Here is a 21065-nt window from a genome sequence, read left to right as displayed (position 1 = left end):
CATGACCGAACCTACCCGCCAGCGCGCCCGCGGCCTGGACCGCGCCTTCGATATCCTCGATCACCTCAAGCGGGTGGGTCGGCCGCTGCGACCCAACGAGATCGCCGCCGGCCTGGGCATTCCCAAGTCCACCGTCTACGACCTGGTCGGCCTGTTGCTGGAGCGGCACATGCTCGATGCCGTGGGCCACGACGGTCAGGTCTACCTGGGCCGCGAGCTGTACTTTCTCGGCCAGGCGCACCTGCGCCACTTCGATCTGGCCCGCGAGGCCGGGCTGCTCTTGGACGACATCGTCGCCCAGACCCGCGAGACCGCCCAGCTGTGCCAGCTCAACGGCCGCAAGTACACCGTCTCGCTGATGAAGGAAGGCGCCCGCGCCTTTCGTATCTCGTCCAATGTCGGCGAGGACGCGCCCATTCCCTGGACCGCTTCCGGACGACTGCTGCTCGGTCATCTGAGCGATGCCGAGATCCTCGCCCTGATCGATCCGGACGACTTCATCCTGCCCGACGGCAGCCGCCTGGCCCCGGCGACCTTTATCGCCGAGATCCGCAGCGCCTGCGCCGCAGGCTTCTTTTCCTTCGACAGCATCGCCGACACCTACACCCACTGCTTCGCCGCCCCGGTGCAGGACGCCAGCGGCCTGAGCATCGCCACCCTGTGCATCGTGGCGCCCCGCGCCGACGCCCAGGCCCACCATGCCGAGTACCGCCAGGTGCTGGTCGACAGCGCCCGCCGCCTGTCCCAGCGCCTGGGCGGCCAGGAGAATCCATGACCCCTCTCAACGCCCCCGAGAAAGGCGCCGCCAGTCCTGGCGCCAGCCTGCTCAGCGACATCGCCCTGCCCGCCCTGGTCATCCACCAGGACGCACTCGACCACAACATCGCCTGGATGCAGGCCTTCGCCAGCGAGCGCGGTGCCGAACTGGCGCCCCATGGCAAGACCAGCATGGCGCCGGCGCTGTTCCAGCGACAACTGGCCGCGGGTGCCTGGGGCATGACCCTGGCCACCGCGGTGCAGACCCGCGCCGCCCAGGCCCATGGCGTGCGCCGGGTACTGATGGCCAATCAGCTGGTGGGCGCGCCGAACATGGCGCTGATCGCCGAATTGCTCACCGCCGATCCGGACTTCGACTTCCATTGCCTGGTGGATCATCCCGACCAGGTCACCGCCCTGGGTGTCTTCTTTGGCGCACGCGGCCTGGCGCTGCAGGTGATGATCGAATACGGCGTACCTGGCGGCCGTTGCGGTTGCCGCAGCGAAGCCGAGGTCCGTGAACTGGCCCGCGCCATCGCCGGGCAACCGGCGCTGCGCCTGACCGGCATCGAAGGCTACGAGGGGGTGATCCATGGCGCCGAGGCGGCCACCGACATCCGCGCCTTCGCCGATTCCCTGGTGCGCCTGGCGGAGGAATTGCGCGGCCAGGGCGCCTTCGCCCTCGACCGCCCCATCGTCACCGCCTCGGGTTCGGCCTGGTACGACCTGATCGCCGCCGCCTTCGACCAGCTGGAAGTGCGCGAGCGCTTTCTCGCCGTCATGCGTCCCGGCAGCTATGTGGTCCATGACCACGGGATCTATCGCGATGCCCAGTGTGGCGTCCTGGCCCGCACCGGTCTGAACGAGGGCCTGCAACCGGCGCTGGAGGTCTGGGCTCATGTGCAGTCCATGCCCGAACCCGGTTTCGCCATCCTGGCGCTGGGCAAGCGCGACATCGCCCACGATGCCGGCCTGCCGTTGCCACTGCGCCGCTACCGACCGGACCAGACCGCTGCCGACGCCGTAGACGTCAGCGGCTGCACGGTCACGGCCATCATGGACCAGCACGCCTTCATGGTGGTGGCCCCGGGGACCGCACTGGCCATCGGCGACATCATCGCCCTGGGCACCTCCCACCCCTGCCTGACCTTCGACAAGTGGCGCCAGGGCTGCATCGTCGAAGGTCTGCAGGTCGTGGAGACCTTCGCGACCTGCTTTTAGGCTTGTTTGAAAGGTCGTCGAACGAGGGTCAGGCAAGGCAAAAATCTGTGAGGAAGCGGAGTTTACGAATGGTAAATGAGCATTCCGAACAGATTTTTAACGCAGCATGACCGAGTGCAGGCACCTTTCAGACAAAGCCTAGGGGCGCAGCTCACCCTCTTCCTCCCCATCCCAGTAACGCACGCGCTCGGCATGCACCTTGATGAGGATCATGCCGGGCGTGTCGGTACCCTGGAGAAACCAGCGGTCCAGACTCTTGGTCCAGTGAGCCTCGAATTGCGCCTTGTCGCGGATCAGCTCGGCATGCCCCTCGATGCCGATGAAGATGCCAGGCTTGCCGAGCAGACTCTTGCCCTCGCTGAAGCTCAGCCCCACCGCCGGATCCTGCTCGATGTCGCGGATCTTGGCCGAGTCCTCGTAGGCATAGAACCAGGAGTCCCCGTCATATTCGACGTCGCCGTTGTTGCTCATCGGCCGGCTGGTCAAACGCCCGGTGCCGGTGGTCAGCATGCAGAAATCCAGATCGCGCATCGCTTTGGAAAGGTCGTGCAGGGTCTTGTCGGCCATGGGGGTCGCTCCGGTTGGGCGGGCAGGCAGTGCCCGTCTGCATTCAGACCGGGGGCGGCTGCCGCTTGGTTCCGGCGCAGCGGCCGCGACCGGGCTTTTCGGACGGAGGGCGTTCAGTGGAAATGACCTGCACTCATGCAGATCGGTCATCCCCCTGTCGCCTTATGCCAACGCTCCCTTTCTTAGGCCGCACCTGCCATTCAAGTGTCACCGCCGTTAAATAAAACCAACAAGCGCGCCAGGGAAAATCCCAGCGGACCAAGTTCGACTTGGTTGCCGATACAGCAACTTTCGGCAAGCACCACGCCTTCGAATGAACGCCAGCCCTACTACTTAGCGGAGAGATTCTTCATGAGCAGTAAGATCTCGCTATTGATGGTATCAACGACACTCTGCCTGACGTCACCGGTATTCGCCGCCGTTATCAACCACGATCAGGTACAACAGATCCGTGCCGACGCCACCGCCGTCGAATACTACTATCAGCCGATGATTGCCGACGGTCCGGACTCCTGCAACAACTATCCGGCGGTGGATTCCGCGGGCAATGTCAGCGGCGGCCTGCATCCCTCGGGCGCTCCGGATGGACATTGTCGCGGCACCAATGGCCAGGTCTATTCGCGCATGGCCGAATACTTCAAACACTGCGCGATCATGTATTCCTGGTATTTCCCCAAGGATCAGCCGCCGAACTATCTGGGCGCCGCCGGCGGTCATCGCCATGACTGGGAAGATATCGTCGTCTGGACCAATGAGTGCAAAGTCGGCTCGCCCATATTGAAGATAGACTATTCCACCCACGGCAAATACCAGGTGAATTTCAATCCGCCCGTCTGGCGCGGCCGCAGCGGCTATCTTGCCCAGGGCGTCCATCCCAAGGTTACCTATCATGCGACCTACAAGGGCTTCGCCGACCACTCTCCCGATGCCACCAACGACATGGGGCGTAGCCAGCCACTGATCAGCTGGAGCCGGATGCCGGTACCCGCCAAGAACACCCTGAACAGCTATGACTTTGGCGCGGCAAACGTACCCTTCAAGGATGGCGGGGCCTTCTGGTCCAACCTGCAGAAGGCCTGGCAGACCCAGTGATCCTGTGGGGTAGCTGGGGCTCCCTGGCTGCGTGGCCGCAGGCGTCCAGCCAACGATGTGCTGGCGACTGCGGAGACACCCCGCTAGCGACGCCCGGTCCGCGTAGCCAGGGCCGAGACCCCGACCCCCAGGATCACCAGACCGAGCCCGGTGAGAAACAGCGGGGAGACGGTCGCTCCAAACGCCAGACAGGAGAAGGCGGTACCCACGAGTGGCACCCCCAGGGTGAAATTCGACATGCCGAACGTGGAGATCCTCCGCCCATGCTCCGCCGAGATGACGAAGCAGGCCGACGTCGCGATCGGACCGATGAACAACAGTGCCTCGACCAGCGTTCGATCCCAGACGATGGCGACCGGCGGCCCCTCGACGAGGTAGGCGGCAATGGCTAGGGGAATGGTGGCCAACAGCATCTGCCAGGGCGCCAGGAGCAGGGCCGGGGTTACCCAGCGGTGGCGCTTCACATGCAGGATGACGAACGCCCAGCTCACCGCCGCCAGCAGCAGGAAGGCCGCCCCCACGAGGGTGTCCGGCTGCGTCCAGTCGAGCTCTCCAGGGGAGCAGACCGCGACGACGCCCGCCATCCCCACCAGCAGCCCGGCAAGCTGCAGCCGGGTCGGCACTTCACGAAACAGCACCCAGGCCACGACCACGCACCACAGCGGCGTGGTGTAGGCCAGGAGCACGGCCTTGCTGGTGTCGACATGCACCATCGCCACCATGCCGAGTCCGGTAAAGGTCATCATCTGCAACAGGCCAACGCTGGCGACGATGGGCAGGTCCTGCCGGGTGGGCCGCCTGAGTTGCCCGCGCACGCCGAGATAGGCGAACAGGCAGAGCGCGGCACTGGCGAATCTGAGGGTCGCCAGCCAGAGCGGCGGCACGCTGTGCAGGGCAAGCTTCGTCACCGGCCAGCTACTGCCCCACAGCAGCACCATGAGTCCCAGGCACAGGTAGGTGGAGGAGATGCCCCGGCCCTTGATGCGGCTTTTCGCCAGATGCTGGATTGAAACGCTCATGGTGCCACCCTGTCGCAAGCAGATTTCCCAGGGTCATGATGCGGCGATACCAGCGAAAAAACGCACCTATCTGTTCCTCTAAAAAGAGAAGATAGGTAAGTTCTACCCACAAAATGAGCAGCATAGGAAAATCTCACCATGAGCCGAGCGACGCTCGATGAGGCCAGCCTGCGTATCCTCGATGCGCTTCAGGAAAATGCGGAGCTCAGCAATGCGGAGCTGGCCGACATCGTGGGCCTTTCCGCTTCACCCTGCTGGCGACGCGTCGCGGAAATGAAGGAGCGTGGCGTCCTGCGCGGCGCTGTGACGCTGGTCGATCCGGCAGCGCTCAACCTGGCCATCAACGTCTTCGTGCATGTGTCGCTCAAGCTTCAGGACAAGCAGTCCCTGGAGATCTTCACCAATGCGATCAAGGAGCGCCCGGAAGTGATGGAGTGCTACCTCATGAGCGGCGAGGCGGACTTCATGTTGCGGGTGGTGAGCGAAGACCTGAGCAAATACCAGACGCTCCTGCTCGACTGCCTGACGTCCATCCCCGTCGTGGCCAGCATCAGATCGAGCTTTGCCCTGAGCCAGGTGAAATACACCACGGCCCTGCCCACCAATCATCTGCGAAAGCGTCCGGCCGGCAGCAACGGTTGAGCGTGCGGAACGCCAGGCCAGTCAGGTCGGGCCTACGTCCAGGCGGTTCCGCTCGAGGCTTCGGTCAGGTTCCCCGCGGCTTGGCTCGCGCCGTGGGTTCGGCGATCAAGGGATCGTCCGGCCAGTAGTGCTTGGGATAGCGACCCTTGAGATCCTTCTTCACCTCGCCATAGGTATTGGCCCAGAAACTGGCCAGGTCCTGGGTGACCTGCACCGGTCGCCGCGCGGGCGAGAGCAGGTGCAGCTTGACCGCCAGTCGTCCACCGGCGAGGCGCGGGGTGTCGGCCAGGCCGAACAGCTCCTGCAGCCGTACCGCCAGCACCGGCGGCTGCTCGCTGTAGTCCAGGCGGATGCTGGAACCGGAGGGCACCGCCAGGCTGCGCGGCGCCAGCTCGTCCAATTGCCGCGGCAGCGGCCAGGGCAGCAGGCCCTGCAGCATGGTGGCCAGGTCCAGAGTGGCGAAATGGGCCAGCCGGGTGACGCGCTCCAGATAGGGCAGCAGCCAGTCTTCCAGGCTGACCAGCAGGGCGGCGTCGCTCACATCCGGCCAGTCGCTCGTCTGCTTCTGCTGCAGGTCCAGCTGGCGCAGCAGCGCCACCCGCGCCTGCCACTGGCGCAAGTCCGGCGTCCAGGGCAGCAACTCCAGGCCCTTGCGCCGCACCAGCCCGAGCAGCGCCCGGCTGCGGGCGGCGGCGTCCAGATTCTTCAGCGGCTCGCGACTCAGCACCAGTTGGCCGATCCGCCGCTGGCGTTCCGCACGCAGCACCCCCTCGCGTTCATCCCAGTCCAGTTCGTCGTGACTCACCACCTGCTCGGCCAGCGGCCCTTCGAACAGCGCCGGATCCAGTTCGGCGGCGAGGTAGATGCGCTCTTCGCGCTGCCCCTGGCGACTGCCCAGGTCGGCCACCACCAGCCAGGGCGATTTCATCAGCCCATCCGGCTCGCCAAAGCTGGCGGCCCGGCCATTGGCCAGGCGATAGTCCTGGCCGCCGGCCTTGCGCTGCTGGGCGATGCGATCCGGATAGGCGCAGGCCAGCAAAGCGCCGGTCCAGCGCGGGTGTTCGGGATCGGCCACCGGCTGCCCGGCCGGGCCGCGCAACAGGCCGCGATACTGGCGGATCAGCTGACGAATGCGCGCCACGCCGCCGCGCGGCCCCCGGCCTTCGCCCGCCAGCAGCAGGAGACGGGTGTGCAGATCGGCGCCCTGCCCCGGGGTCAGGTCGCGCTCGCCCAGCAGCGCGGCGATCTCGCAGGCACGCTCGGCCAGGCCCCAGGCCTGACCGCGCAACAGCAGGTGGGCCAGCCGCGGATGGGCCGGCAGGCCGCTCATGGCCTGGCCGTGAGGCGTGAGCACGCCCTGGTCGTCCAGGGCGCCCAACCGCAGCAGCAGATCGCGGGCCTGGGCGAGGGCGGCAGCGGGCGGGGGATCGAGCCAGGCCAGCTCCTCGGCGTTCATGCCCCAGCGCGCCAGTTGCAGGGCCAGACCGGCCAGATCGGCCTGGAGGATCTCGGCGCTGTCATAGGCCGGCAGCTGCTGATGCAGCTCTTCCGACCAGAGTCGATAGCAGACCCCCGGTTCCAGGCGGCCGGCGCGACCCTGGCGCTGGGTCGCCGAGGCACGGGAGATGCGGCGGGTGGTCAGGCGGGTCATGCCGCTGCCGGGATCGAAGGCCGGCACGCGCGCAAGGCCCGCGTCCACCACCACCCGCACCCCTTCGATGGTCAGGCTGGTCTCGGCGATGTTGGTGGCCAGCACCACCTTGCGCGTACCCGCCGGCGCCGGCTCGATGGCCGCGCGCTGGGCGGCCAGCTCCAGCTCGCCGTGCAGCGGACAGAGCAATACCCCCGCGGGCAGTTGCTCCGCCAGGCGCTCGGCAGTGCGGCGGATCTCCGCCTGGCCGGGCAGAAAGACCAGCAGGCTGCCGGTCTCCTCGTCCAGTGCCTGCAGCACCGTGGCGGCCACCCGCGCCTCCAGGCGTTCGTCCTGGCCGAGCGGTCGGCTCCAGCGGGTCGTCACCGGAAACATGCGCCCTTCGCTGCGCACCACCGGCGCTCCGCCCAGCAAGGCAGCCAGGCGTTCGCCTTCCAGGGTTGCCGACATCACCAGCAGCTTGAGCGGGGTGTCACGCAGCAGCTCGCGGCCGCTCAGGGTCAGCGCCAGGGCCAGGTCGGCGTCCAGGCTGCGCTCGTGGAATTCGTCGAAGATCACCAGGCCGACGCCCTCCAGCGCCGGATCGTCCTGCAGCCGTCGGGTGAGGATGCCCTCGGTGACCACCTCGATGCGGGTGCGCGGGCCTACCCGGCTTTCCAGGCGGATGCGATAGCCCACCGTCTCGCCAACGCCTTCGCCCAGTTCCGCGGCCAGGCGCTCGGCGGCGGCGCGCGCCGCCAGCCGGCGCGGCTCCAGCAGCAGGATGCGCTGACCGGCCAGCCAGGGCTCATGCAACAGCGCCAGGGGCACCCGGGTGGTCTTGCCGGCCCCCGGCGGCGCTTCCAGCACGCAGTCATCGCGGTGGGCGAGGGCCTGGCGCAGCTCGGGCAGGACAACATCGATGGGCAAGGGCGTCATTGGGCACGGCCGGTGGTCTCAACGGGGCGGGCAGTATAAGAGCGGCTAACAAAATGTAGCGAGCGGCTGTCAGGCAGGTGCGCGCGGCGCGCAGGAACCGCAGTGTACGAGTGGTACATGAGGATTCCGAGCACTGCACGCGCCTGTATGGCAGACGCGCAGTAGTTTTGTTTGTCGCTCCAAAGCGTCTCGCCCGCCGTGATTCCGGCCGCTATAGTGGCGGCCTCATCCAACCGGAGGTTGTCTATGTCGATGCGTACCCGCGCGGTGTGTGGCGTCCTCGCCGCAGCCCTGTTCACCCAGCTGACCGCTTGCGGTTCGCTGTTCTATCCCGAGCGCCGCGGCCAGATCACCGGCAGTGGCCGGATCGATCCGGGCATCGTCGCCCTCGATGCCATCGGCCTGCTGTTCTACATCATTCCCGGCCTGATCGCCTTTGGCGTGGACTTCGCCACCGGCGCCATCTACCTGCCCGACAACAAGCGCGCCGAGGTTGATCCCAGCGAGCTGAACAAGGCGGTCAACCCGGATGGCAGCGTCGATCGCGCGCGCCTCAAGGCCATCATCCAGCAGGCCACCGGCCACAACCTGCCGCTGGACGATCCGCGCCTGCTGCAGCGCAGCGGCAGCAACGAGCAGCTCGCCAGCCTGGGCCTCGCCCCGCGCGCCTGATGAGCGACCCGCACGGCACCGAGCGGCTCCTGCGTCGCGCCACTGCCGCCTCGGTGGCGGTGGCGACGACGCTGATCCTGGCCAAGGCCGTGGCCTGGTGGTTCAGCGGCTCGGTCAGTCTGCTTGCCGGCCTGACCGACTCGCTGCTCGATGGCCTGGCCTCGGTGTTCAATCTGCTGGCGGTGCACTACGCCCTCAAGCCGGCGGACGACGACCACCGCTATGGCCATGGCAAGGCCGAGTCCCTGGCCGGCATCGCCCAGGCGGTCTTCATCGGCGTCAGCGCCGTGCTCATCGCCTGGCAGGCCATCGGGCGGCTGCAGCAACCCGAACCCCTGGGCGCCCATGCCCTGGGCATCGCCGTCACCCTGTTTTCCCTGGCCCTGACCGCCGTGCTGGTGGCCTATCAGCAGCACGTCATCCGCCTCACCGACTCCACGGTGGTCCGCGCCGACGCCCTGCACTATCGCTCCGATCTGCTGCTCAATGTCGGCATCCTGATCGCCCTGGCGCTGACCGGCTTCGGCTGGTACTGGCTGGATCCGCTGTTCGGCCTGGCCATCGCCCTCTACATCCTCTGGAGCGCCTACGGCATCGCCCGCGATTCCTTTGGCGTGCTGATGGACCAGGAACTGCCCGCCGACATCAGCGAACACATGCTGCAGCTGGCCTGCCAGGTTCCGGGGGTGGAAGGTGCCCATGACCTGCGCACCCGCCTCTCCGGCAATCACTGGTTCGTGCAACTGCACCTGGAGCTGCCGGGCGAGATGAGCCTGTCCCGTGCCCATGTGCTGTGCGACGAAGTGGAAGCCGCCATCCGCGCCGAGTATCCCCAGGCCGAGGTGCTGGTCCACGCCGATCCGCTGGACGCACCCGACGTTCCGCACCGTCATCCGTTGCCGCCCGCCTCCTGAGCGGAACCTGGCGCCGTTGCGCTCTCTCGAATCTGCTGAGCCTGATTCGAGAGAGCGCCCCAGACGGCGCCGGAGTCCACCATGAAAACCATGCACCCGGTCGCGCGCCTTGCCGACCTGCGCGAAGACCGCGGCACCGCGGTCGAGATCGAAGGCACCGAAATCCTGCTGCTGCGCGTCGGTGACGAGGTACGTGCCTTCCAAGCGCAGTGCCCCCATGCCGGCGCGCCGCTGGCCGAGGGCGCGGTCTGTCAGGGCCGCCTGGTCTGTCCCTGGCACAAGGCGAGTTTCGCCGTCGACGATGGCCACCTCTGCGAACCACCGGCGCTGGATGCCTTGCAACGCTATCCGGTGGACGTGCGCGACGGCGAGGTGCTGGTCGGGACCGAGCCCCTGCCCGCGCAGACGGCGGAGCCCCAGTCCGACGATCGCCTGTTCATCGTCATCGGTGCGGGCGCCGCGGGCACCGCCGCAGCGGCGGCCCTGCGAGAATTCGGCTTTGGCGGCCGCCTGCTGCTGATCGGCCGCGAACCGGGTGAGCCCTATGACCGGACCGCCCTGTCCAAATTCGTCCTCCAGGGCGACAAGGCCCCCGATGAAGCCCCACCGCTGCGCGAGGCCGACTTCTTCCGCCAGCAGCGCATCGAACGCCTGCACGCCGAGGTGACGCGCCTGGATCCCCAGCTCCGCCAGCTGCAACTCGCCAACGGCCAGACCCTGAGCTACGACGGCTGCGTGCTCGCCACCGGCGGCGAACCCAGGCCCCTTGAGGTGCCCGGTGCCGGGCTCAAGGGCGTCCACCTGCTGCGGACCCGCGCCGACGCGGCCGCCATCCTGGCCAATCTGCCTGCAGAGGGCCGCGCGGTGATCGTCGGTGCCAGTTTCATCGGCCTGGAAGCCGCCTCCGCCCTGCGTAAGCAGGGCCTGGCGGTGGACGTGGTCGCCCCCGCTTTCCTGCCCTTCGTCAAGCAGATGGGCGAGACCCTCGGCCAGCATTTCAAGACCCTGCATGAAGCCAATGGCGTGACCTTCCATGCTCCCAGCGAGGTGGTGGGCTTTGCCGGCGACGACCAGGTGCGCCAGGTCAGCCTCAAGGACGGTACCCACCTGCCCGCCGACCTGGTCCTGGTGGGTACCGGCATCGCCCCGGCGACCGCCTTCCTGGCCAATCTGCCCCTGGCGGATGACGGCAGCGTCCCGGTGGATACCCAGCTCCAGGCCGCCGCGGGCCTCTACGCCGTCGGCGATCTGGCCACCTTTCCCCATGCCGGCCAACCCACCCGCATCGAACACTGGCGCCTGGCCCAGCAACACGGCCGCCTGGCGGCGCGCAATCTGCTCGGCCACGCCGAACGCTACACGGACGTGCCCTTCTTCTGGACCCTGCATCACGGCAAGCGCTACGAATACCTCGGTCATCCCCGCCAGTGGGACGACATGCACCTCGACGGCAGCCTGGGCGACCAGACCTTCGTCGCCCTGCTGCTGGCCGAAGACCGGGTGGTCGGCGTCGTGGCTTGCCAGCGGGAGCACGCCACCGCGGTGCTGAGCCAGCTCATGCGCCAGCCGCTATCACGCGCACGTGCCCTGGACGTCCTGGCAACGTCCTGAGCGGGAACGACCCGGACGCACCTGCGGGACAGGGGCGTTCCGGTCGCTCCGAGGCGCCTCAGTTCTTCGCGTTGAACATCTCGCTGAACAGCTGCTTGTGGGCCGCGTAGTAATCGGCCACGACCTTGTCGGCGGAACTGTCACGCGCCTGGAGCATCAGCTGCTGCAAGTCGCCGGCCGGCAGGTGGTAGTGGGCGAAGAAGGTGGCAACCTGCGGGTACTCGGCCGGAAATTCCTTGCGCGCCATGGCATGGATCTGCTCCGCCGTGCCGAAGACCCCCTTGGGATCGTCGAGATAGCGCAGCTTCCACTTGGAAAACATCCAGTGCGGACTCCAGGCATTGATCACCGACCACTTGCCGCGCTTCAGATTGCGATCCATCTCGGTGAGCATGCCGACTTCGGACGAAGCGACGATCTTGTAGCCCTTGAGCTGATAGACGTCGAAGGCCTTCTCGGTCAGTTTGTACTGGCCATTGCCGACTTCCGAGGAAAGGATCTTGCCGTCGAGCTTGGCTCGCACTTCCGGCTTCTTCAGGTCCTCGATACTGGAGAGTTCGCCCTGGGGAACGGACTCCGGCACCGCCATCCCCAGCTTGCCCTCGTAGAGCACGCCCAGATCGGTGAGCCGGTCCTTGTGCTTGTCGACGAACACCGCATGGGTGGTGGGCAACCAGACCATGGGAATGAGATCGATGCTGCCATTGGCCATGGCCTGGAACTGGATGCCGATGTCGGCCTGCACCAGCTTCACCGGCAGCTTCAGCTGGTCTTCGATGGCGACCTGGGCAAGCTTCGCGGTGATTTCCGCGTCCGACCAGTTGACCCAGCCAATGCGGACCGGTCCCTGGGCGGCCTGGACTACCTGGCTGGCGATCGTCAGGCCCACCACGGCGACCAGACCCAGCACCTTGCGCTTCATGTTCTGTACGACATTCATCAGCTCTATCTCCGGCGTTTGTAGTGTTGTTGTTGCTGGCAGTCTCAAGGCGAAGAACGTGTTGTTGTTGAGTAGAAAGCGTCCGCTAGAGCGCCCGCTCCAGATCCGGCAGGGCCTGGAACAGATCGGCCACCAGGGTGTAGTCGGCCACCTGGGTGATGGGCGCCTCGGCATCCTGGTTGATGGCGACGATGACCTTGGAACCGCTCATGCCCGCCAGATGCTGGATGGCGCCGCTGATCCCCACGGCCACATAGAGATCGGGCGCGACATGCTTGCCGGTCTGGCCCACCTGCAGGTCGTTGCCGGCAAAGCCGGCATCCACCGCGGCGCGCGAGGCCCCGACGGCGCCACCCAGTCGATCGGCCACCCGCTCGACCAGGGCGAAGTTCTCCCGGCTGCCCAGACCACGCCCGCCGGATACCACCACGCGGGCACTGCCCAGCTCGGGCCGTGCGCTGGTGCTGAGCACCTCGCTGACGACGCGGCTCGCCGCCGGTAGCAACGCCTGTTCCAGGCGCACGATCGGGCAAGGCGGCTCCCCCTGCTCCGCCGGGGCGAAGGCGGACGCGCGAATCGTCAGGACCTGCACCTCATCGAGGGATTCGATTCGGGCGATGGCATTGCCGGCATAGATCGGCCGGCGGAACACGGTCGGGCTGTCGATGCCGATGACCTCGGCGATCATCCCCACATCCAGCAAGGCTGCCACCCGCGGCAGGACGCTACGCCCCTGGACGCTGGCCTCGGCCAACAACTGCCCGGGCTGCCGGCCCGCCAGCCCGGCGATCAGCTCGGCCTGGCTTTCCGGGGCGCACGGCGCGGCGGTCTCGACCACCAGCACCCGGTCCACCCCAACCAGGGCCGCCGCCTGCTCCGCCGCCGCGGCAGCACCTGGCCCGATCAACAGCAACTCGATGGGCTGCGCCAGCTCCCTGGCCGCCATGACAACGTTCGCCGTGCCAGCCTTGAGCTGGCCCTGGTGCTGTTCGGCGAGGATCAAGGTAGCCATCAGAGCACTCCCGCACGCTGTTTGAGGTGACTCACCAGTTCATCGACGGACTGGACCCGGATGCCGGCTGAGCGCTGGATGGGAGGCTGCACGCCCAGCAAGCGGGTATGCGTCTTGGTCGCGATGCCCAGCGCCGTGCCGTCAAGCATCTCCAGCGGCTTCTTCTTGGCCTTCATGATCGCGGGCAGCGAGGCATAGCGGGGCTCGTTGAGCCGCAGATCGCAGGTCACGACCGCGGGTGAGCGCAGCGCGACGGTCTGGCGCCCGCCATCGATCTCACGCTCGACGATCCATTCACCCGCCGCATGGCTCAGCGACGAGGCGCAGGTGGCCTGGGGCAGGCCGGCGAGTTGCGCCAGCATCTGGCCGGTCTGGCTGTTTTCCTGGTCGATGGCCTGCTTGCCGAACAGCACCAGGTCCGGACGCTCGCGCTCGACGACCCGGGTCAGCGCCTTGGCCACGTTCAAGGGTTCCAGGGGGCCCGGCAGCTCCACCAGCAGCGCTCGATCCGCTCCCAGGGCCAGGGCCACGCGCAATTGCTCCTGCGCGGCGCTGCCGCCGACCGTCACCACCACGACCTCCTGGGCGATGCCCCTCTCCTTGAGGCGGATGGCTTCCTCGACGGCGATTTCGCAGAAGGGATTCAAGGCCATCTTGACGCCCGCCAGCTCGACGTCGGAACCGTCGGTCTTCACCCGCACCTTGATGTTCGGATCGATGGCGCGCTTCACCGCGACCAGCACTTTCATCGTCTCTCCTGGGGCCCCTGGGGCCGTGGCTACCACCTGAGATGGGCCAATCCTAGCCATGGCTCGGCGTCGTCGGCAAGAGAAATGTACACGATGGATTTATTTATTGACACTAATGTACATTCACCCCAGATTGAGTGAAAACACGCCTGATGTCTTCAGCCCGGAGAGCCCGAGATGTCCACCGATCCGCTCCTGCAGCCGTACCAGCTCAAGCACCTGACCCTGCGCAATCGCATCATCACCACGTCCCACGAGCCGGCCTATCCCGAGGACGGCATGCCCAAGGCGCTGTACCGCGCCTATCACGTCGAGCGCGCCAAGGCCGGGGTCGCCCTGACCATGACGGCCGGGTCGGCGGCCGTTTCCCGCGACAGCCCGCCGGTGTTCAACAACGTGCTGGCCTGGAAGGACGAGGTGGTGGGCTGGCTGCGGGACCTGACGGACGAATGCCATGAGCATGGCGCGGCGGTGATGATCCAGCTCACCCACCTGGGCCGCCGCACCCGCTGGGACAAGGCGGACTGGCTGCCGGTGGTGTCGCCCTCCCACGAGCGCGAGCCGGCGCACCGGGCCTTCCCCAAGCAGATCGAAGACTGGGATATCGAGCGCATCATCAAGGACTACGTCGACGCCGCCGAGCGCATGAAGTACGCCGGCCTCGACGGCCTGGAGCTGCAGGCCTACGGCCATCTGATGGATCAGTTCTGGTCGCCGCTGACCAATACCCTGGACGGCCCCTATGGCGGCTCGCTGGAAAATCGCATGCGCTTCACCTTCGAGATCCTGCGCGGCATTCGCCAGCGCTGCGGCGAAGACTTCCTGGTGGGCATTCGCTACACCGGCGACGAGACCCTGCCCGGCGGCATCGACGCCAACGACGGCATGACCATCTCCCGACTGCTCAAGGACAGTGGCCTGGTGGATTTCCTCAACGTGATCCGCGGCCATATCGAAACCGATGCCGGCCTGACCGACGTCATCCCGATCCAGGGCATGCGCAATTCGCCGCACCTGGATTTCGCCGGTGAAATCCGCTCGGCCACCGGCTTTCCGACCTTCCACGCCGCGAAGATTCCCGACGTCGCCACCGCGCGCCACGCCATCGCCTCGGGCAAGGTCGACATGATCGGCATGACCCGGGCGCACATGACCGATCCGCATATTGTGCGCAAGATCATCGAGAAGCGCGAAGAAGAGATCCGCCCCTGCGTCGGCGCCAACTATTGCCTGGATCGCATCTACCAGGGGGGCGCGGCCTATTGCATCCACAACGCCGCCACCGGCCGCGAGACCACCATGCCGCACGACATCCCCAGGGCGGCGCTGCCGCGCAAGGTGGTGATCATAGGTACCGGCCCGGCCGGTCTGGAAGCGGCGCGGGTAGCCGGGGAGCGCGGCCACCGCGTCAAGGTGTTCGAAGCCGCCGATCGCCCCGGCGGCCAGATCCGCCTGACCGCCCAGAGCGAACGGCGGCGCGAGATGATCAGCATCATCGACTGGCGCATGGCCCAGTGCGAACGCCTGGGCGTGGAATTCGCCTTCAACACCTGGGCCGAGGCCGACACGGTGCTGGCCGAAGAACCCGACGTGGTGATCGTCGCCACCGGCGGCCTGCCCCACACCGAGATCCTCAGCCAGGGCAACGACCTCACCGTCTCGACCTGGGACATCATCTCCGGCGACGTCAAACCCGGTCGTCAGGTGCTGATCTTCGACGACGCCGGCGATCATGCCGCCCTGCAGGCCGCCGAGGTCATCGCCAGGAGCGGCGCCCAGGTGGAGATCGTCACCCCGGATCGGGCCTTTTCCGCGGAAGTCATGGCCATGAACCTGGTGCCCTACATGAGGACGCTGCAGGACCTCGACGTGACCTTCACGGTGACCTACCGCGTCGACCGGGTCGCACGGCGCGAAGGTCGGCTGGTCGCCACCTTCAAGAGCGACTACGGCCCGGTGCACAAGGAACGCGTGATCGATCAGGTGGTGGTGAACCACGGGACCGTGCCACTGGACGATCTCTATTTCGAGCTGCGGCCACAGTCGAAGAACGACGGCGCCGTGGAGCACCAGGACCTGATCGCCGGCAAGCCGCAGAACCTCGTCACCAACCCGGCCGGGCGCTTCCAGCTGTTCCGTATCGGCGATGCCGTGGCCGCGCGCAATACCCATGCGGCGATCTACGATGCGCTGCGCCTGATGAAGGATCTGTAGCCCAGCGAGCCGCCCTGGTCGCCGGCCAGGGTTAGCTGCCTACAGCCCTACAGCTCGTCCGCTGCCGGCGTCTGGCGGAAGGTCTCGCTGAGCGGCACGAAGACCCCGGGCTCGGCTTCGGCATAACCGAACTTGCCAAAGAAGCGGTCGAGTTCACGCTGGGTGGGGCGCTCACCGGTAAAGATGCTGGTGTAGTGCGGAATGCGCCGGAAGCGTTCGGTCAGCCCCTCGGCGGTCTTCATCGAGATATAGCCGATCTGCGTCAGGTACAGCGTCCGCGCCCGGGTGTCGGCCGCATCGGCGTCGTAGCCGAAGCGCTGGAACATGCTGGAAAGCGCCGCCATGCGCGTGCGATCGGCAAGGGCGATGGCCTCCGTCACTTCCGCGGATTGCAGCGCCCAGCTGCGTACCGCGAACTCGAACTGGGAGTCGAACAGCTCAGCGTTCAACCAGCACTCGAAGACATTGAGGATCGCCTCGGCGATGCTTTCCGCATAGCTCTCGCATTGCCGGATCAGATTGCCGGTGTTCTTGTCGCGCCAGCGATCGAGCAGCGCGGCCAGCAGCTGCTCCCGATCCTCGAAGAACCAGTAGAAGCTGGTACGCGACAGCTTCAGACGCTTGGCGAGCGGCATCACCTTGACGCCATCGATGCCGGATTCCTTCAGGGCCTCGTAGGCTGCCTCCAGCCAGCCATCGGCCGAGCCGCGCCAGCCACTGTCGGCGGCCTTTTCCCTGTCCCGCGCCTTGCTCTGTCGCGCCATCAACCGCTTATCCCGTGCAATACTGTCCAGCAACTGTACAGCACCGCGCTTTTCTCTGCGCACCCAGGTGGATTCCTGCTTCTCGACGGCGTCCGCCGTGACGAATCGGGACTGAAGGCATAGCCCCGGCGAAGGCAGGCTCCCATGCAGCGCTCCGAATCCATGCGACGTTCCAAAGGCTATCGCCGGCTCATCCCGTCCATGAACGCCCTGCTGGTCTTCGAGGCTGCCGCTCGCCTTGGCAGCTTCACCCTGGCCGCCCAGGAACTCGGGGTGACCCAGGCCGCAGTCAGCAAGCAGATCCGCTTTCTCGAGGAACTGCTGGATACCCGCCTGTTCCATCGCCTGCACCGGGCCATCCAGCTCACCCCCCACGGCAGCGCGCTGTTTCTGGTCATGGGTGATTCCCTGCAGCGCATCGCGGCGACCTTCGACAAGATCCTCGACGGCCAGGCCGAGCAGGAAATCGTCCTGGCCTGTACCAGCGCCTTCTCCCATCTGCGGATCATGCCCCGCCTGCCGGCCTTGCAGGCACTGCTGCCCGATCTCCAGCTGCGCCTGGTCCCGCCGCTGCATCGCGAGGCCGATCTGGCCATCCGCTACGGCGATGGCAGCTGGGATGATGGCACGGCCACCCTGCTGTTCGACGAAGAGGTCTTTCCGGTCTGCGCCCCCGAGTGGCTGGTGAGCCATGCCGCACCGCACTCCATCGCGGACCTCTACCAGAGTCCGCTGATCGACTCGGACGCCACGCTGGAAGGCTGGATGACCTGGAGCACCTGGTTCCGCGCCCTGGACCATACCCCACCACGGCTACGCATCGGCCTGCGCTGTACCCACTATGCCGACACCATCCGGGCGGCGACCCAGGGCCTGGGGATCGCCCTGGGCTGGCAGCGTCTGGTCGCCCCACTGCTGGCAGACGGCCAACTGGTCCGGGTGACGGACTTCATCGTCAAGCCGCGCGATGCCTATTACCTGGTGGTGCCCCATGGTCGCCAGTCGGTGGTGGGCGAGCTGCTGCCGACCTGGCTACGCGACGAGCCAGGCGCCCATGGACCGCTCTAGAGCAAGGCTTTCATCGCATAACCCAGACTCATGCCAGCTTAACAATAAAGCGCGTTGACCCCTTCCAGGGGTGCTTCGATACTGCGGCCACCTACCCCCGGCCAACGTCTCCCCTGAGGTGCCCCATGGATAACGCCCCTGCCAGGAGCCATCGCGACCTGCTCGCCCAGCGCCAGCCGGGTCATGGTCTACCCGGCGAGCTGTATGGCCGGCAAGACGTCTTCGCCACGGACCTCGAGATCTTCTACAACCGGCACTGGATCGTGGTCGGCGTGACCGCGGACATCCCCGAGCCGGGCGATGTCTCCACCCTCGACATCGGCAAGGCCTCCATCATCCTGGTGCGCGACGACGACGAGAACATCCGGGCCTTTCGCAACGTCTGCCGGCACCGGGGCGCGCGGCTCAGGGAGGCGGGCAAGTCCACCGTAGGCATGCTGGTCTGCCCCTATCACCAGTGGACCTACGACCTCGACGGCCAACTGAAGCATGCCGCGCACATGGGCCAGGACTTCGACGCCAGCTGTCGCAGCCTCCTGCCGGTGGCGGTACGGGTGGTGGGTGCCCATATCCTGGTCTGCCTGAGCGAAGACTCACCCCAGGACATCGCTACGCTCGCGTCCGAGATGACGTCCCGCTTCGCGCCCTACGCCCTGCAGCTCAGCAAGATCGCCCACGAGAGCGAGATCATCGAGAACGGCAACTGGAAGCTGGTGATCGAGAACAATCGCGAGTGTTATCACTGTGCTGCGGGCCATCCGGAATTGAACGCCTCCTTCCTGCCGGAAGACTTCGGCGTCTGCACCGACGGCATGAGTCCGGAATCGCTCCAGGCCCTGGTGGAGTATCAGGCGAAGAATGCCGCGGCCCGGCAGGACTGGGAAGACCAGGGCCATCTCTGCGCCGCCGTGGAGCACCTGGAAGAAGACAGCGTCACCCAGTTCCGCTCGCAGCGCCTGGTCATCGCCAACCACGGCGAATCCCAGACCCTGACCACCCGCGTGGCCTGCACCCGGCTGCTGGGCGACCTGCAGCGCCGCGACCTGGGCGATGTGCATTTCTGGACCCATAACTCCTGGACCCACGTGATGAGCGATCACGCCGTGGTCTCCTACCTCATCCCGCTCGGCCCGGACCAGACCCTGGTCAGGACCAAGTGGCTGGTCCATGCCGAGGCCGTGGAAGGCGTCGACTACGACCTCCAGACCCTGATCGAGGTCTGGCAGGCGACCAATCTGCAGGACGCCGGGCTCGTCGCCCTCACCCAGCGCGGCACCCAGGATCCCGCCTACGTGCCCGGCCCCTTCTCGACCTTCACCGAGACCTACGTCGAGCAATTCACCCGCTGGTACGCCGCCCGCCTCGCGGCCCACGGGGTGTGAGGAATGACCATGACCGCGCTCACCCCCTTGGCCACCGCGCAAGGCAGCCGCTTCAACGACGCCCGGACCTGGTTGGCGTTCGGCGCGGCCTGGAGCAGTGCCGAACAGAAGACCCTCGAATGCTGCGCCATTCGGGTCGAGACCGCCGACGTCAAGACCTTCGTCTTTCGCTGTCCCGACTTCGTGGCCCTCGCCTTCGAGCCGGGTCAGTTCATCACCCTGTCGCTGACCATCGACGGCCAGCGGCTGTCGCGCTGCTACACCCTGTCCTCCACGCCGACCCGCCCCTTCAGCCTTGCCATCACCGTCAAGTGCGTACCCGGCGGGCCGGTGTCGAACTGGCTGCACGATCACCTGGAGGTTGGCAGCCGGCTGCAGGCTTCCGGCCCGGCAGGCATCTTTACCCCGGTCGGACATCCGGTGCGCAGGTTGCTCTATCTGTCCGCCGGCTCGGGGGTCACGCCGCTGATGGCCATGACGCGCGCCGCCTTCGACCTGGGTAGCGATCCGGACATCGCCTTCGTCCACAGTGCCCGTACCCCCCGGGATATCATCTTCCGCGACGAACTGGCGCACCTGCAGGCCACACAACCTGGCCTCAGGGTATTCGCCATCTGCGAGGCACCCGGCGCCGAAGCGGACTGGCAGGGCGCGCTCGGCCGTCTGGATCTGCCCCTGCTGGAGCGACTGGTGCCGGACTTCCGCGAACGGGAGGTCTTTATCTGTGGCCCCCAGGGCTACATGGACGCCGTCCAGCGCACCCTGCAGGAAGGCGGCTTCGATCTTGCCCACTTTCACCAGGAGAGCTTCACGATCGGCAGTCCGGCGGCCCCCGCCGAAACCGCGCCGACCGCGGTCGGCGAGGCCCTGTTCACCGTCACCCTGGCCCGCTCGGGCAAGGTGTTCAGCATGGCGGGCGACCAGACTGTGCTCAGCGCCGCCAGGCGCGCGGGCGCCATCGTGCCCTCCTCCTGCGGGCAAGGCCTCTGCGGTACCTGCAAGACGGCCCTGCTCGAAGGCCAGGTGGAGATGCGGCATGCCGGTGGCATTCGCCAGCGCGAGATCGACCGCGGGTTGCGACTGCTGTGCTGCAGCAGGCCCACGTCCAATCTGGTGCTCGACCTCTAGCAGCTTCGGTCCCGTGAAGGCGCCCTACCGGACGCTCTTCGATGAGGCGTCTCTGCCGCCAGCCTTTTGCCCAGCCGGGCGCCACGGCGTGCTGAGCCTGGGTCAGGACAGCCGTTCCTCGATTCGCGCCGAGCATCACCCAGCGTTTCGCTTCCGCATAGAACTCCTGGGTGTCCGGACACCTCTCAACTGAAGCGTCAGCCCCGTGATCGATGGCGATCCCGCTGAAGGCCTTGAGAGATACCGAGCCCCATGAACGCCCCCCTACCCCCCGCGTCTCGTCCCTATCGCGTCGGCCTGATCGCTGATACCCATGGCCTGCTTCGCCCCCAGGCGCTGGAAGCCCTGGCCGGCAGCGACTTCATCCTGCACGCCGGTGACATCGGCAAGCCCGAGATCCTCGACGCCCTGCGCGAGCTGGCGCCGCTGGCGGTGGTCCGCGGCAACAACGACGACCTGCCCTGGGCCGACGACATCCCGGAGCGCGTCACCCTGACCCTGGCCGACGTCGACATCCATATGCTGCACATCCTGCCCGAGCTGGATCTGGCGGCCGCCGGTGCCAAGGTGCGGGTGGTGGTCAGCGGCCATTCGCACAAGCCGCTGATCGAAGAGCGGGCTGGCGTACTCTACATAAACCCCGGCAGCGCTGGCCCGCGGCGCTTTCGGCTGCCGATCAGCGTCGGCCGCCTGACCCTGGATGCCGGCCAGCTCCAGGCCGAGATCCTGGAACTCACCCCCTGAA

The 21065-nt window shown here is 66.8% G+C and carries 19 protein-coding genes and 1 other RNA gene; 12 read left to right on the top strand and 8 right to left on the bottom strand.

Annotated features, from left to right (window positions below; translation table 11 throughout):
• Position 1: 1 nt before the first annotated feature.
• Both QE444_RS06800 and QE444_RS06795 read left to right on the top strand, forming a co-directional pair.
• Complete coding sequence (locus QE444_RS06800) at positions 2 to 775, top strand: IclR family transcriptional regulator (RefSeq protein WP_273863105.1); 774 nt, start codon at positions 2 to 4, stop codon at positions 773 to 775.
• Positions 772 to 1977, top strand: a complete 1206-nt coding sequence (locus QE444_RS06795) for an amino acid deaminase (RefSeq protein WP_309737594.1) — start codon at positions 772 to 774, stop codon at positions 1975 to 1977. Before QE444_RS06800 ends, QE444_RS06795 begins: the two co-directional genes overlap by 4 nt.
• A 138-nt stretch (positions 1978 to 2115) precedes the next feature.
• Here the strand turns inward: QE444_RS06795 and QE444_RS06790 are convergent, their stop codons facing one another.
• Positions 2116 to 2544, bottom strand: coding sequence for a pyridoxamine 5'-phosphate oxidase family protein (locus QE444_RS06790; protein WP_309737593.1), 429 nt, complete (start codon positions 2542 to 2544; stop codon positions 2116 to 2118).
• Between the two features lie 351 nt (positions 2545 to 2895).
• On the opposite strand from QE444_RS06790, the gene QE444_RS06785 reads away from it, so the two are divergent.
• Positions 2896 to 3636, top strand: a complete 741-nt coding sequence (locus QE444_RS06785) for an NPP1 family protein (protein ID WP_187981213.1) — start codon at positions 2896 to 2898, stop codon at positions 3634 to 3636.
• An 83-nt stretch (positions 3637 to 3719) separates the two neighbouring features.
• Here the strand turns inward: QE444_RS06785 and QE444_RS06780 are convergent, their stop codons facing one another.
• Entirely contained in the window at positions 3720 to 4655 is a 936-nt protein-coding gene (locus QE444_RS06780; protein ID WP_187981212.1) for a DMT family transporter, read from the bottom strand.
• Between the two features lie 138 nt (positions 4656 to 4793).
• Here QE444_RS06780 and QE444_RS06775 point away from each other — a divergent pair, with 138 nt between their 5' ends.
• Positions 4794 to 5297, top strand: a complete 504-nt coding sequence (locus QE444_RS06775) for an Lrp/AsnC family transcriptional regulator (protein WP_133862081.1) — start codon at positions 4794 to 4796, stop codon at positions 5295 to 5297.
• Between the two features lie 64 nt (positions 5298 to 5361).
• Here QE444_RS06775 and hrpB read toward each other — a convergent pair whose 3' ends face one another.
• Complete coding sequence (gene hrpB / locus QE444_RS06770) at positions 5362 to 7866, bottom strand: ATP-dependent helicase HrpB (RefSeq protein ID WP_187981211.1); 2505 nt, start codon at positions 7864 to 7866, stop codon at positions 5362 to 5364.
• Positions 7867 to 7909: 43 nt separating this feature from the next.
• Positions 7910 to 7985: non-coding RNA, sX9 sRNA (locus tag QE444_RS06765), on the bottom strand.
• Between the two features lie 127 nt (positions 7986 to 8112).
• Between QE444_RS06765 and QE444_RS06760 the strand changes: the two genes are divergently transcribed.
• The 3 genes from QE444_RS06760 (at position 8113) to QE444_RS06750 (ending at position 11063) form a co-directional block, all read left to right on the top strand.
• Entirely contained in the window at positions 8113 to 8538 is a 426-nt protein-coding gene (locus tag QE444_RS06760) for a hypothetical protein (RefSeq protein ID WP_017639149.1), read from the top strand.
• The gene (locus tag QE444_RS06755) at positions 8538 to 9452 is read left to right on the top strand and encodes a cation diffusion facilitator family transporter (RefSeq protein WP_309737592.1); all 915 of its coding nucleotides are present in this window, start codon (positions 8538 to 8540) and stop codon (positions 9450 to 9452) included. The genes QE444_RS06760 and QE444_RS06755 overlap by 1 nt, the downstream gene beginning before the upstream one ends.
• Before the next feature lie 81 nt (positions 9453 to 9533).
• Entirely contained in the window at positions 9534 to 11063 is a 1530-nt protein-coding gene (locus tag QE444_RS06750) for an FAD-dependent oxidoreductase (protein ID WP_309737591.1), read from the top strand.
• A gap of 58 nt (positions 11064 to 11121) precedes the next feature.
• Here the strand turns inward: QE444_RS06750 and QE444_RS06745 are convergent, their stop codons facing one another.
• The 3 genes from QE444_RS06745 to QE444_RS06735 all read right to left on the bottom strand — a co-directional run bounded on the left by QE444_RS06745 (position 11122) and on the right by QE444_RS06735 (position 13764).
• Positions 11122 to 12003, bottom strand: coding sequence for a glycine betaine ABC transporter substrate-binding protein (locus tag QE444_RS06745; protein ID WP_309737590.1), 882 nt, complete (start codon positions 12001 to 12003; stop codon positions 11122 to 11124).
• 85 nt (positions 12004 to 12088) lie between these two features.
• Positions 12089 to 13015, bottom strand: coding sequence for an electron transfer flavoprotein subunit alpha/FixB family protein (locus tag QE444_RS06740; RefSeq protein WP_273863114.1), 927 nt, complete (start codon positions 13013 to 13015; stop codon positions 12089 to 12091).
• The gene (locus tag QE444_RS06735; protein WP_187981206.1) at positions 13015 to 13764 is read right to left on the bottom strand and encodes an electron transfer flavoprotein subunit beta/FixA family protein; all 750 of its coding nucleotides are present in this window, start codon (positions 13762 to 13764) and stop codon (positions 13015 to 13017) included. Before QE444_RS06735 ends, QE444_RS06740 begins: the two co-directional genes overlap by 1 nt.
• Positions 13765 to 13941: 177 nt before the next feature.
• Here QE444_RS06735 and QE444_RS06730 point away from each other — a divergent pair, with 177 nt between their 5' ends.
• Positions 13942 to 15978, top strand: a complete 2037-nt coding sequence (locus QE444_RS06730) for an NADH:flavin oxidoreductase (RefSeq protein WP_273863115.1) — start codon at positions 13942 to 13944, stop codon at positions 15976 to 15978.
• Positions 15979 to 16025: 47 nt separating this feature from the next.
• Here the strand turns inward: QE444_RS06730 and QE444_RS06725 are convergent, their stop codons facing one another.
• Positions 16026 to 16742 carry a TetR/AcrR family transcriptional regulator gene (locus tag QE444_RS06725; RefSeq protein WP_309737589.1) on the bottom strand — a complete coding sequence of 239 codons (717 nt, stop codon included), beginning with the start codon at positions 16740 to 16742 and terminating at the stop codon, positions 16026 to 16028.
• A gap of 144 nt (positions 16743 to 16886) precedes the next feature.
• Here QE444_RS06725 and QE444_RS06720 point away from each other — a divergent pair, with 144 nt between their 5' ends.
• The 4 genes from QE444_RS06720 to QE444_RS06705 all read left to right on the top strand — a co-directional run bounded on the left by QE444_RS06720 (position 16887) and on the right by QE444_RS06705 (position 21064).
• A complete protein-coding gene (locus QE444_RS06720; RefSeq protein WP_309737588.1) occupies positions 16887 to 17810 on the top strand; it encodes a LysR substrate-binding domain-containing protein in 924 nt (307 codons plus the stop codon).
• Positions 17811 to 17935: 125 nt separating this feature from the next.
• Positions 17936 to 19192, top strand: coding sequence for an aromatic ring-hydroxylating dioxygenase subunit alpha (locus QE444_RS06715; RefSeq protein WP_309737587.1), 1257 nt, complete (start codon positions 17936 to 17938; stop codon positions 19190 to 19192).
• Positions 19193 to 19195: 3 nt separating this feature from the next.
• Positions 19196 to 20320, top strand: a complete 1125-nt coding sequence (locus QE444_RS06710) for a 2Fe-2S iron-sulfur cluster-binding protein (protein ID WP_405046408.1) — start codon at positions 19196 to 19198, stop codon at positions 20318 to 20320.
• Positions 20321 to 20572: 252 nt separating this feature from the next.
• Positions 20573 to 21064: a metallophosphoesterase family protein gene (locus QE444_RS06705; protein ID WP_309737585.1), complete on the top strand. Its 492-nt coding sequence runs from the start codon at positions 20573 to 20575 to the stop codon at positions 21062 to 21064.
• Position 21065 lies beyond the last annotated feature (1 nt).

It is taken from the genome of Pseudomonas sp. SORGH_AS_0199 (genome assembly GCF_031453735.1).
In the GTDB taxonomy this organism is placed as follows: domain Bacteria; phylum Pseudomonadota; class Gammaproteobacteria; order Pseudomonadales; family Pseudomonadaceae; genus Chryseomonas; species Chryseomonas aestiva.
This window is presented reverse-complemented; position numbering and strand designations above follow the sequence as displayed.